Below are 12,145 nucleotides of genomic sequence, written 5' to 3' on the forward strand. Positions count from 1 at the left end.
TACTACTATATCAAACAGCGAAAGGCGGAAATCACATGTTTATCCTCTTCCAATCAATTAAATCCCGCTACACAGCACCCGTTTGGCTCCGATTTTTCGGCGAAATGCTGACAAGCCTGACAGGGGCCATGATGGGGCCGTTTATGGTGCTGTATCTGCATGAGCAATTAAACGGAAGCGTGATGCTTCCCATGCTTATCATCAGTCTTCAGCCCTTCGCTGATATTTGCCTGACACTCATAGCGGGACGGGTGACAGATCAGCTCGGACGGCGAACAGCGATCCTTACTGCCCTGCTTCTGCAAACAGCGGCAATGGCGGGTTTTGTTTTTGCTCACGATGCATATTTTTTCGCTTTCCTTTATATCCTCAACGGCATCGGAAGATCCCTGTACATTCCTGCATCACGCGCACAGATTGCCGAAAGCACGCCGGAAAGCAGACGTTCGGAAGTTTTTGCCGTCATCAATGCCATCTACTCAGCAGGCTTGACGGCAGGTCCGCTGCTTGGGCTGCTGCTGTACGCTCATGATCCCGTTTGGATATTTGCACTAGATGCCGCGGCGCTGTTCATTTATTTTCTTATCGCCGCCTTTAAATTACCAGAAACAAAGCCGCTAAAAGCAGATCATCCCGCAGCATTATCCGCGAGTTTCACAAGATATCGGCCTGTTTTGATCCTTTTGCTGCTTTCTCTCCCAATCAGCATGTTATACGCGCAAACAGAAACGACATACAGGCTGTTCAGCAAAAGTATGTTTCCTGATTACCTGTCCATGCTGGCAATCTACTCGGCGGCAAAAGCTTTATTAAGCTTTGTTCTTCAAGTCCCTTTAGTAAAATGGACAGAAAAGTTTCCGATGAAAACGATTCTTCTCATCACCTATATCAGCTACTCACTTGCGGCCGCCGGCTTTGCATTCTCAACATCTTTGACGCTGCTTATGCTGACTGCGGCCGTGATGTCGGTTGGAGAAAGCATCGGACTCAGTCATATCCACACCTTTATTTCCCGGCTGGCGCCGCCCCATATGCTCGGCCGTTTCTATGCGATATACGGCTTGCATTGGGATATTTCACGGTCAATCGGACCGCTGGCCGGCGGACTGATCCTGACTTCGTTTGGCGGAGAAATCATGTTTTCCACTCTTTCCGTGTGTCTTCTCACCGCCGGTTTCTTGCAGTCTCATATCACGGAGAGGATTGAATATAAGGTCATAAGAAAAATCAATGGCTGACAGAAAAAAATTCATAATTTCATTATCAACAAAAATATACTATAGTAATCATACATTCACTACATGAACAATTGGAGCTGTAAGTTAATAGGAAGAAGGGTTTTATATTGAAGAAAGACAAAAATCTCCTCACAGATCTATGGTTTATCGCAATCAGTGCAGCCGGGGGGTTTATTCTTTCGTTAACCGGAATATCGATCGGGTGGATGATCGGAACGCTGATTGTCGCCTGCTGTCTTGCTATGATACGGCCGGCTTGGCTGATGATGGCGCCAGACCAAAAAGGAATTAACCGCCGGTGGCTCGCTCTCGGGCAGATGATCCTCGGCATTGAATTGGGCCAAAAGCTGAACCTATCCGTTCTGTCTGTCCTCAAAGATCATTGGTTTTCGGTCGGCATCATGCTGATTTTATCGATACTTCTTGCCATGCTGTCAGGCTATGTGCTTTGGCGTTTCAGCAAAACGGATATGATGACCAGCTTTGTCGGCACGGCTCCCGGCGGACTGTCCGCCATGCCGAGTATTGCTCAGGAGGTCGGTGCCAATACCGCTATTGTCAGTCTCGTTCAAATGATGCGGGTGCTGCTCGTGGTCCTGTCTATTCCGTTTTTGGTTATCCTGATTTACGCTAAACAAGATGGCCCTGCAAATGCCGCAACACAAACGGTATCCGCTGCCACGACAGAAATCGGGCTCGCTCCCGTACTGTGGACCGGCGTTCTCATTTTCGTTGCCTGGGGAGCTTGTAAAGCGGCAAAATATTTAAAATTTCCCGCTCCGTGGCTGCTCGGCAGTATGCTCGGTGTAGCGGCCGTGCACATAGGCGGCGCTTCAATAACAGGCCATGACATGCTTACATGGTGGCCGTCACAGGCCAACCATCTTTCGCAGATATTTCTGGGGGCTACAATCGGTTCTAAGATGTACAAAAGCATGTTTGCCGGCGTTACACGTATCATGATCGTCGGTTTCATTTCATCAGTCGGCTTAATTGCCGCTATGCTTTTAAGCGCGGTGATCGTTTCCAAACTGACAGGGATTTCGCTGATCACCTCTGTTTTGGCATTTGCACCCGGCGGCATTGCAGAAATGGCGACGACGTCTGTTACATTGCATGCCGATTCCACCTTTGTCGTTGCGGTTCAGGTCATACGCGTCATCCTTGTCATCGCCCTCTTGCCGCCGTTTTATCGTCTGCTTCACCATCTTCACGGTGAAAAAAAAGGCAAAGAGAGTTCGATAAGCGGCAGCAATGCCTAGTTGGAAAAAATCTTCATATGGTCGTCTTTAGGAAGAAAAGGTTTGGGGTGACTCTATTCTGTAGAGTATGGAAGACTTCAAATGGAGAAGGTAAATGAAATAAAAGGATTCAAGAACTTTTAAATCGCTAACCATTAAGATGGGGAAATGTAAGTGTAAAAAGCATCAATCCAGATATTTCGTTGTTGTGAATGCTTTGATTGAAATTGCTGACACAAATGAATAATAAGTAAAAATGGATACAGCGTATAGAGCAATGAGTAATGAAGAATCTTTAAATAGAGCGACTTTTGGTATAAGAGCATCCATAAGAATTCCCAAAAACAGGATTCCTGATTGAAAAAGAGGTTACATATGAATAACCTCTTTTTCTATACAAAGATAAAGAAGTGAAAATCTCTAGTTACGTTGATTCTCTTATAATAAGATTTGTTGGCAGTTTAATAATTTTTCTGTTTAAAGAAGTGTTACCCGAAATACACTCGATTATTTTCAACACAGCCTGTTGACCTAATTCTATTATGGGAATATCAATTGTTGTTATGGTCGGAGTAACTACTTGGCAAATCGATTGATTGTCAAAACCAATTACAGCTAAGTCTTCTGGAACTTTAAAGCCATTTTTTATCGCCTGTTTAATAATCCCTGCGGCGACTTGATCATTTCCTGTAAATATTGCTGAGGGTCTGTCCTTTAGTTCCTTTATCTTATGAAAAACACGAAAGCCATCCTCGATATTAAACAATTCGCCGAATATCCATTCGTTTTTATGATGTAAATTGTAATCTTGTAAAGCTTTCAAGTAACCCTCTTTCCTCTGACATTGAGCTTCGCTATATGGAGTATCAAAACAAAATCCAATTTTTTTATGTCCTCTTTCAATTAAATGTGCTACCCCCATGTATGCGGCTTCAAATTCATCATACCCAATGATCGTTATGTCCGCTGAGTGATGATATTCATTACACAATAAGATAGGACCATACTTTAAGAAAGGGGATATCTTATCCCATTCATTTTCTAAAGTTCCAAGAATAATGCCGTCAACTTCTTTGTGTTTCAATAACTCTAATAGCTCTAGCTCTGTCTGTTTGTCATAAAAGGTTTGAAATACAATGACCTTGTAATTTTTAAACAGTGCTTCATGAGAGACCCCTTTAATTAATTGAGCAAAAAATGGATGATCGATACTCGGAACCGATAAAGCTATCGTTTGTGTCTTATTTCTCCTAAAATTCCGAGCTAAATAATTGGGAGTGTAGTCAAGATCGTTAATAGCCTCTAAGATCATATCTCTTTTTTCTTTTGATACATAAGGATGATTATTCAATACTCTTGATACTGTGGTTTTAGACACATTGCACAATTTTGCTATTTCATCAATTGTAGGCATATTTTCCCTTCCTCAAAAAAGTTATTGACATGTTATCGGTTTCAGAAATTAGGATAAATTTGTATCAAATTTTCCAGATTATAAAAATCATTGGAGGTACTGTTCATGCAAAAACAGGTTAGAGTTTCAGGTAAAAGTAAAGAAAACATGTTATTGCTAAAACACTTAAAAGGTGACATGCAAGGAAAAGAACTTGTTATTGAAGACAGTATTGCAAACGAACGGTGGAAACAAGTATTAAAAGAAAATACAGATATTGAAAACGACCTTTTCAACTACCAAAAAAATCGTGAAATCAGTAAAGTCCCTTTTATGCCTGTAGACAGATTAATAACCAATGATGAAGTGGATGATATCTTAAATACATTAACTGCAGTTTTGCCAACTGGAAAATTTACGAGTGGTTCCTATTTAGAGCAATTCGAAGATGTTTTATCTACATATTTACATAAAAGGTATGTAATTGCAACCAGCAGTGGAACGGATGCTATTATGATAGGATTATTGGCTTTAGGGTTAAATCGTGGGGATGAAGTGATCATGCCAGCTAATAGCTTTGCAGCTACTGAAAATGCTGTGTTAGCTTTGGGAGGCGTTCCTGTCTATGTAGATATTAACCCGCAAACATTCTGCATCGATCCTAACAAAATCGAGGAAGCAATAACACCTTATACAAAATTTATTCTGCCTGTGCATTTATACGGAAAACATTCAGACATGAAGCATATCCGTCAAATCGCAAATCGTTATCAATTGAAAGTAATTGAGGATGCTTGCCAAGGAATTGGACTGACAGACTTAGGAAAGGATGCGGACATAACTACATTAAGTTTTAATCCATATAAAAATTTTGGTGTATGTGGTAAGGCTGGAGCAATAGCAACTGATAATGAAGAACTCGCTAAAAAATGCATTCAATTTAGTTATCATGGTTTTGAAGTAAATGTGAAAAATAAGAAAGTCATCGATTTTGGACTTAACTCAAAAATGGACAATTTACAGGCAGCTATTGGTTTAGAGAGAATGAAGTATCTTTCATTAAACAACTTCAAAAGACTGTTTTTGGCGGATAGATACATTACTCAATTAGCAGAATTACAGAATAAAGGTCTTATTGAATTACCGGAATTAAGTGAAGATCATGTGTGGCATCTGTTTCCTATTAAGGTAAGAACAGAAGATAGGACAAATATCATGACGAAATTAAATGAAGATTTTGGTGTTCAAACAGATGTATATTATCCAATCCTGTCTCATATGCAAAAAACTCCTTTAGTACAGGACAAGTATACAAAACTCCAATTGGTTCATACGGAAAAGGCTCATAGTCAGGTACTGCATTTGCCATTATATCCGTCATTTACTTTAGAAGAACAAGACAGAGTAGTGGAGGGTCTGTTTCATGTTATTAAGCAAGAAGTCAGAGTTTAAAACGTTATCCAAGGTTGACCATCCTAAGTATATTGTTTTTTGTGATTTTGATGAAACTTATTTTCCGCATACAATCGATGAACAAAAACAACAAGAGATATATGAACTCGAAGACTATCTAGAACAAAAAAGTAAAGCTGGGGAACTACTTATCGGATGGGTTACCGGGAGTAGTATAGAATCTATTCTCGATAAAATGGGACGAGGAAAATTTAGATATTTCCCGCATTTTATAGCTAGTGATCTTGGAACTGAAATTACGTACTTTTCAGAGCATAATTTCGGACAGCAAGATAATGAGTGGAACAGTCGTATAAATGAAGAGTTTAGTAAAGAAAAGATTGAAATACTTGTGAAACAGTTACATGAAAATCATAACATTCTTTTAAATCCCCAAACTCAATTAGGAAAGTCACGGTATAAGCATAATTTTTATTACCAGGAACAAGATGAAATAAGCGACAAGAAAAATTTATTAGCAATTGAAAAGGTCTGCGAGGAATACGGAGTTTCAGTTAATATAAATCGTTGCAATCCCTTAGCTGGTGATCCAGAAGACAGCTATGATGTAGATTTTATACCCATGGGAACAGGAAAGAATGAAATTGTAAAGTTTATGTTAGAGAAATACAACCTAAATACTGAAAAAGCTATCGCATTTGGAGATAGCGGAAATGATGTTCGTATGTTACAGGCAGTAGGAAATGGATATCTACTAAAAAATGCAACACAAGAAGCCAAAAATCTGCACCAACTGATAACCGATAGTGAGTACTCAAAAGGAATTACGAATACCTTAAAAAAATTAATTGGATCATGAGGAGGAAATAGAGTATGAAGAAGATTGGTATCATAGGTGCAGGTGGTATTGCAAGAGCGCACGCAACTGCTTTATCTACAATTAAAAATGCAGAGTTAGTAGGGGTGTATGACATAAATCAACAAAATGCGGAAAGCTTTGTTAAAACTTTCGGCGGGAAGACATATGAAAATGTAGATGAACTAATTGATGTCTCAGAAGGTTTAATTGTAGCATCTCCAAACTTTTGCCATAAAGAACATGCTTTGCAAGCATTAGCAAAACAAAAGCATGTATTGTGTGAAAAGCCTATGGCTATTTCTCTTGAGGAAGCAAGTATTATGAAAGATACTGCTGAAAGGTTAGACGTAAGAGCTAGTATGGGATTTAATTATAGATATTTGTCTTACGTAAATATCTTAAAAAGCTTAATTATCAATAATGAATTAGGTAACATCCTGTCCATAAAAGTACACTTCAAGAAAAATAGTGCACTTAGACGTAAGAAGTTTACTTGGAGAGATGACGCTAATAGTAAGAAGACCAGCGGGTCATTGGGGGATTTGGGTATTCACCTTATCGACATGGTATGGTATTTGTTCGAGAGTGATTTCATCACAGAATCAGTAAGGGCAAAGATGAACACAAATGTAAAAACAAAAGAGGATAAACAGGTACTTGTAGATGACTATGCAGAAATTTATGGTCAACTGAAGAACAAGGTATTTGTAAATATCATCACATCAAAATGTTCTGTACCTGAAGACTGCGGTTTTAGCATTGAGGTAGTTGGACACAAAAAAGAGTTTAAATACCACACAGGCAATCCTCACGTTTACAAGCTCATAGATGGCTTGAACGTGGCAGACTGCCCAGTGCCGCAAAGTCTATTAAACGATCCGCCAAACGAATTTTACGGTTGGGCTGATTCTTTTAGAAGCGAGTTAATCAATTGGATTTCATCAACTCAGAAAGATTGGGTTGAGATCCCTTCTTTTAACGATGGTTTTAGATCTCAGGAAGTATTAGAAATGTTCTTTGAGAAAGATAGCAACTCTCAAACAATGTCTGTTTTAGCAGTCAACTAGTATTTCGAAGAGATAAGTTACTGAAAAAGCAGGAATTTATTTTCCTGCTTTTTCATATAGGGGTGTAATGAATGTTAAGAGGGACATATTTATTTGGATATGCTTTCTTTTTCACAGTGGGTATTATCCATATATCAACAGGAAGTTTGACACCATTTCTTTTAGAGTCTTTTAACAAGACAACAGATGATATTTCGATCATCATTTTCTTTCAGTTTACCGGATTCCTAAGCGGAGTATTAATCGCACCGTTAATGATTAAGAAATACAGTCACTTTAGGACACTTACTTTAGCTTTGACAATAATGCTTGTAGCGTTAAGTATCTTTTTTCTCACTAAGGATTGGTATTATATTGTTGTAATGGCTTTTCTCTTAGGATATGGAGCAGGTACATTAGAAACGACAGTTGGTTCCTTTGTTATTGCTAATTTCGAAAGTAATGCAGAAAAAATGAGTAAGCTGGAAGTCCTCTTTGGATTAGGCGCTTTAACTTTCCCATTATTAATTAATTCCTTCATCAATATCAATAACTGGTTTTTACCGTATTACTGCATATTCACCTTTTTGTTCGTCCTATTAGCAGGGTGGTTAATTTTCTTATCCAAGAACCGAAAGTATGCTAAGAATGCTAACCAGCAAGTGGCCTTGCCAGATGCAGGAGCATTTCAATACTTTATAGGAGATAGAAAAAAATCAAAGCAATTGGGCTTTTTTGTATTTTTCGCTTTCCTATATGCTGGTATTGAAACAAATTTCGCCAACTTTTTACCTTCAATTATGATAAACCAAGACAATGAACAAATCAGTCTTATCAGTGTCTCCTTTTTCTGGGTAGGGATCATCATAGGAAGAATACTGATTGGTTTCGTAAGCAGAAGGCTTGATTTTTCTAAGTACCTCCTATTTAGTTGCAGTTGTTTAATTGTTTTGTTGATCGCCTTCTCTTATATAAGTAACCCCATACTTCAATTGGGTGGCACATTTTTGATTGGTCTAAGTATAGCGGGCATATTTCCCATTGCTTTAACACTAGCATCAATCATTATTCAGAAGTACGTTGACGAAGTGACAAGTTTATTTATTGCTTCGGCAAGTTTCGGTGGAGCGATCATCTCTTTCTTAATTGGATGGAGCTTAAATCAGGATACGATCTTATTAACCATGGGAATATTTACAACGATGGCGGTCATTCTAGTAGGTATTTCTGTAAAGATTAGGAGGACTAAAACAGAAGACCCTATTTCACTTGAAAGCAAAGCTTCAAAAACACAGTAAAAAACGTGTAAATGAAAGATACTAATAGACATATCGTAAGTAAGAAGAGGACTTATTGTCCTCTTTTTTATTTTAAATATAAATAAAACATTATTGAAAACTCTTGTTGCTGAAAAAATGAGTATGGAAGCAAAGAAAATGTTCTAATTCGTAAGCACCACCAACGCGCAGACCAGACTACGAACCAGAGTTTGCCGACACGCTGAGCCACGCATCCTTTGTATGGTTTTTTATTCAAAAACGCTATGGAGACCCTCTTCCATTTCTTCTGAGGACGGATACCATTTCGTCGCCAGATCCCGGAACAGCCTTTCCGCAAAAAGAATCTCTTCCTCTGTATAACGGTCAAAAAAGGAGAGAAAACGCTGCTCAACCTTTTGATGATAGTATTGATGCAAGCTGTGCAGCTTCTTCCCTGCCGGCGTCAAACGGAAGTAGACCTCCTTCTTATTATCGCTGAGCTGTGTTCTGTGAAGGAAGCCGGCGCCAAGCAATTTTGTGCTGATGCGTGACACCGTCGCTTTTGTCGTATTCATTTTGTCGGCAATCGAAGTGACATTGATCGGCTCATGCTCCCCCACACAGGAAAGAACATGAATTTCTGTCATCGTCAATTGAGATTTTTGTCCGTGCTCCTGATCCAGCTTCTTCATTTCATCAGCCAAAAAGGCTTTTATGAGCCCCTCCCATTTCTCCTGCTGATGAATGAGTTCCGCATATAATTCAAAAATGTTGCGTTTCGTATGGTCTGTATTCATCGGATTTTCCAACCTTTTTCATTCAATTGTTTCTTATATCATAACGTTTTGTTACAGATGAAACAATCGATTTGTGTTACACACGGCTGGCAATCGGCAGCCACCGCCTGATACCTGTTTGAATCACTTCTGCCGCATCTGGTCCGGCGGCATCGACTGCCCAGGCGGCATGGCCATCAGGCCTAACCAATACAGTATGCACGTCTCTCCACTCTTCACGCGGTTCTGCAAGAGAAGCACGCACTGTGTGTAAGCCTTTAAATGGGATATGGTCATTATCTGCTCCTTGTTTCAGTGACAGCAAAACGTATGACCCATTATGCAGACAGTTATAGAGGCGTTCCATACTGCCATCAGGAAGCCGCAGTTCCACATCCGGAAGTCTTTTGCCGTTCAACCGATGCGGCAGCATGTTTTGGTCACCTTCATACCCGACATCGATTGCAGAAATTTGGCCCGCTACAAAGCGATTCACATCGGGAAAAGCAAGCATATCGGACACCATGCTTCGCAAATGGAGACCGGCCTTCGTGAAATCCATCAGCTGCGTCTGTGCCTCTGTGTTCCGAAGAAGTTCTTCCGCCACCGGATGCCGCTCTGCGTGATAGCTGTCCAAAAGCCATGAAGGTGCAGAGCCGCCGACAGCCGCCGCAAGCTTCCACCCAAGGTTCATAGCATCCTGAAGACCGACATTCAGCCCTTGGCCGCCAGCAGGAAAATGAATATGCGCTGCATCGCCCGCAAGAAAGAGTCTGCCGCTCCGATACTGTTTCGCTTGACGGAAGGCATTCCCGAATCGGGACATCCACGTAGGCTCGTTTAAGCCAAAATCAGTTCCGCAAATCCGGGTGAGATCTGTTTTCAGCTCCTCTTCTGTGACAGGAGCATCCTTCGGCGTCTGCGTGCGATAAGGGCTGATCAACACAACGCGGTACCGGTCAGGAGAAAGCGGAACAATCATGACTCCCCCCTCTTTCGTACAAAGCGACAAGACTCCTGATGGCGGCGGAGAAAGCAGCTTCACATCACCAAGAGTTGCAGTAATAGTGCTGTCTGTTCCAGGAAACGCAATTCCCGCCTGTTTCCGAACGACGCTCCCTGCTCCGTCAGCGCCAACGGCAAACAGGCTGCTCAGCGTCCGCACAATGCCGTCCCGATCCTTGAAAATGGTTTGCACCTCCTCTTCGTTTTGCGTTACCGCTAGTACCTCTGCCCCTCGTAACACCTCTGCTCCCAGGCTCCGCGCACGTTCCTCAAGCAGCTGTTCAGTCTTGGCCTGCGGAAGCAAAAGCGTATAAGGACAACTCGTATCCAGACTGGAAAAATCAAGACGGGTATCGAGCATTGAAAAATGGCCTGAAGATATCTTTTTCCCACGAGACGTAAAACGCTCAAGCAGACCGCTCATTTCAAAAAGCTCAAGCGTGCGGGGGTGCAGCGTCAACGCCTTCGAATACGGCACTGGCTGTTCAAGCCGCTCAAGCACGCATGTTTTTACCCCTGCCAATGCCAGCTCAGAAGCCAGCATCAATCCAACCGGTCCGCCTCCGATAATAACTGTTTCGTAATCCATCATGAGCTCACTCCTTTTGTTTTATCTGCAACTAAACAAAAAGCCTAAGAAAAAAGAAATAAGTGTTATTACACATTTCATTTCGTTACGCACGTAACAAAAATAATTATATCGGGTGACAAATGATCTCGCAACATATTTTTCCAATCAACAAAAAAAAAAGACGCCTTTCAAATGGCGCCTTTTTCTCAGTGTACAGCTTCCTAATCCGAAATGACCCCGACAATGTCTTTTTCCCTGATCGGACCGAAATGCCGGCTGTCAAAGCTATATATGCGATTATCTCCGATTACAAAATATTGCCCCTTCGATAACGTCTTTTTCCCTGTCGTTTCTTTCAGTGAAAAATCTCCCGTTACATGGCTTCCGGCAGATACAGATTTCAATGGTTTCAAAAATGGTTCAGCCACCTGTTTTCCGTTCACATACAGCTGATCGTCCTTATATTTGATCGATTCACCGGGCAATCCAATGACTCGCTTTATCAGCACTTTTTGATCAGGGCCTTTAAACAAAACAATATCAAAACGATGGATGGTTTTGAATCGATGTGAAAACTTATTGACCAACAGTTCGTTCCCTTCCTGAAAAGTCGGGTTCATGCTGATGCCTTCTACTTTGTAATCAATAAAGACGGCATTTTTGACTTGAATGGCGAGAACTACGGACACGACACCGGCAAGAAACCAAAACCGTTTTTTCATGTTACTGTCTCCCTCCATCATGCTCACGCTGGCTGGCTCTCACATGCAGATGCCGTTCCACCCTTTTGCCGACATACCATAAGACAGCAATCACCAGAACGGCAATAACCGTGCGAATCGGCTGCGTGATCAGCGCGTGAAGATCATATCCGATGAAGCTGATCATAAAAATCATGACGAGCTTTCCCGAGGCTGCCGCCAAAACAAACGGCCGCGTCCCGATCCTTGACAAACCGGCGACAACATTCACCGCGGCAGACGGTGTAAATGGAAAACAAAGCAGAAGAAACATCGGGCCAAAACCGTGTCTTTCCACCCATAACATAAGCTTTCTGACAGACGGATGCCTGCGGATGAATCCAAGAGCCCTTCTTTGTCCATAATGACGGACAATGAAAAACACGAGAATGGACCCCGCTGTTGATCCGGCCCATGACAGGATGAAGCCTTCCCACAATCCAAACGAATTTGTATTCGCCACCACAAAAACGATAAGCGGCAAAAACGGAAGAAATGCTTCAACTAAAGGCAGCAGCACAGCAATAATCGGACCGAAAGCCCTATAGCTTTGAAATAATTCAGTTAAACGATCCTCTGTCAAATAGGATAAAAATTGCTCCAA

11 protein-coding genes are annotated in these 12,145 nt (G+C 41.3%); 6 read left to right on the forward strand and 5 right to left on the reverse strand.

Annotated elements, in window-relative coordinates:
- The first annotated feature begins 35 nt into the window (after positions 1 to 35).
- Together WA325_RS16140 and WA325_RS16145 are read left to right on the forward strand one after the other, a co-directional pair.
- Entirely contained in the window at positions 36 to 1,238 is a 1,203-nt protein-coding gene (locus WA325_RS16140) for an MDR family MFS transporter (protein ID WP_336183944.1), read from the forward strand.
- 107 nt (positions 1,239 to 1,345) lie between these two features.
- Entirely contained in the window at positions 1,346 to 2,500 is a 1,155-nt protein-coding gene (locus tag WA325_RS16145; RefSeq protein WP_248338344.1) for an AbrB family transcriptional regulator, read from the forward strand.
- 403 nt (positions 2,501 to 2,903) lie between these two features.
- Here WA325_RS16145 and ntdR read toward each other — a convergent pair whose 3' ends face one another.
- Positions 2,904 to 3,893 (reverse strand): LacI family DNA-binding transcriptional regulator, encoded by a 990-nt coding sequence (gene ntdR, locus WA325_RS16150; protein WP_248338346.1) that lies wholly within the window; start codon positions 3,891 to 3,893, stop codon positions 2,904 to 2,906.
- A 105-nt stretch (positions 3,894 to 3,998) separates the two neighbouring features.
- On the opposite strand from ntdR, the gene WA325_RS16155 reads away from it, so the two are divergent.
- The 4 genes from WA325_RS16155 to glcP all read left to right on the forward strand — a co-directional run bounded on the left by WA325_RS16155 (position 3,999) and on the right by glcP (position 8,488).
- Positions 3,999 to 5,324, forward strand: coding sequence for a DegT/DnrJ/EryC1/StrS family aminotransferase (locus WA325_RS16155; RefSeq protein ID WP_284560441.1), 1,326 nt, complete (start codon positions 3,999 to 4,001; stop codon positions 5,322 to 5,324).
- Positions 5,296 to 6,144 (forward strand): HAD-IIB family hydrolase, encoded by an 849-nt coding sequence (locus WA325_RS16160; RefSeq protein ID WP_322009815.1) that lies wholly within the window; start codon positions 5,296 to 5,298, stop codon positions 6,142 to 6,144. Before WA325_RS16155 ends, WA325_RS16160 begins: the two co-directional genes overlap by 29 nt.
- Positions 6,145 to 6,158: 14 nt before the next feature.
- A complete protein-coding gene (gene ntdC / locus WA325_RS16165) occupies positions 6,159 to 7,211 on the forward strand; it encodes a glucose-6-phosphate 3-dehydrogenase NdtC (RefSeq protein ID WP_185848113.1) in 1,053 nt (350 codons plus the stop codon).
- 71 nt (positions 7,212 to 7,282) lie between these two features.
- Positions 7,283 to 8,488, forward strand: a complete 1,206-nt coding sequence (gene glcP / locus WA325_RS16170) for a glucose/mannose transporter GlcP (RefSeq protein WP_202852677.1) — start codon at positions 7,283 to 7,285, stop codon at positions 8,486 to 8,488.
- Positions 8,489 to 8,718: 230 nt separating this feature from the next.
- Here glcP and WA325_RS16175 read toward each other — a convergent pair whose 3' ends face one another.
- The 4 genes from WA325_RS16175 to WA325_RS16190 all read right to left on the reverse strand — a co-directional run bounded on the left by WA325_RS16175 (position 8,719) and on the right by WA325_RS16190 (position 12,145).
- The gene (locus tag WA325_RS16175; RefSeq protein ID WP_185848114.1) at positions 8,719 to 9,246 is read right to left on the reverse strand and encodes a MarR family transcriptional regulator; all 528 of its coding nucleotides are present in this window, start codon (positions 9,244 to 9,246) and stop codon (positions 8,719 to 8,721) included.
- A gap of 76 nt (positions 9,247 to 9,322) precedes the next feature.
- Positions 9,323 to 10,822 carry a monooxygenase gene (locus WA325_RS16180; RefSeq protein WP_336183945.1) on the reverse strand — a complete coding sequence of 500 codons (1,500 nt, stop codon included), beginning with the start codon at positions 10,820 to 10,822 and terminating at the stop codon, positions 9,323 to 9,325.
- A 200-nt stretch (positions 10,823 to 11,022) separates the two neighbouring features.
- Complete coding sequence (lepB, locus tag WA325_RS16185; RefSeq protein ID WP_105953786.1) at positions 11,023 to 11,523, reverse strand: signal peptidase I; 501 nt, start codon at positions 11,521 to 11,523, stop codon at positions 11,023 to 11,025.
- 1 nt (position 11,524) lies between these two features.
- Positions 11,525 to 12,145, reverse strand: a complete 621-nt coding sequence (locus tag WA325_RS16190) for a TVP38/TMEM64 family protein (protein ID WP_105953787.1) — start codon at positions 12,143 to 12,145, stop codon at positions 11,525 to 11,527.

This window comes from Bacillus sp. 205(2023), from assembly GCF_037027485.1.
In the GTDB taxonomy this organism is placed as follows: Bacteria; Bacillota; Bacilli; order Bacillales; family Bacillaceae; genus Bacillus; species Bacillus halotolerans.

Coding starts and splice junctions, on each gene's coding strand:
- WA325_RS16140 (WP_336183944.1), top strand. CDS start 36: ATGTTTATCCTCTTCCAATCAATTAAATCCCGCTACACAGCACCCGTT.
- ntdR (WP_248338346.1), bottom strand. CDS start 3,893: ATGCCTACAATTGATGAAATAGCAAAATTGTGCAATGTGTCTAAAACC.
- WA325_RS16155 (WP_284560441.1), top strand. CDS start 3,999: ATGCAAAAACAGGTTAGAGTTTCAGGTAAAAGTAAAGAAAACATGTTA.
- WA325_RS16160 (WP_322009815.1), top strand. CDS start 5,296: ATGTTATTAAGCAAGAAGTCAGAGTTTAAAACGTTATCCAAGGTTGAC.
- ntdC (WP_185848113.1), top strand. CDS start 6,159: ATGAAGAAGATTGGTATCATAGGTGCAGGTGGTATTGCAAGAGCGCAC.
- glcP (WP_202852677.1), top strand. CDS start 7,283: ATGTTAAGAGGGACATATTTATTTGGATATGCTTTCTTTTTCACAGTG.
- WA325_RS16175 (WP_185848114.1), bottom strand. CDS start 9,246: ATGAATACAGACCATACGAAACGCAACATTTTTGAATTATATGCGGAA.
- WA325_RS16180 (WP_336183945.1), bottom strand. CDS start 10,822: ATGATGGATTACGAAACAGTTATTATCGGAGGCGGACCGGTTGGATTG.
- lepB (WP_105953786.1), bottom strand. CDS start 11,523: ATGAAAAAACGGTTTTGGTTTCTTGCCGGTGTCGTGTCCGTAGTTCTC.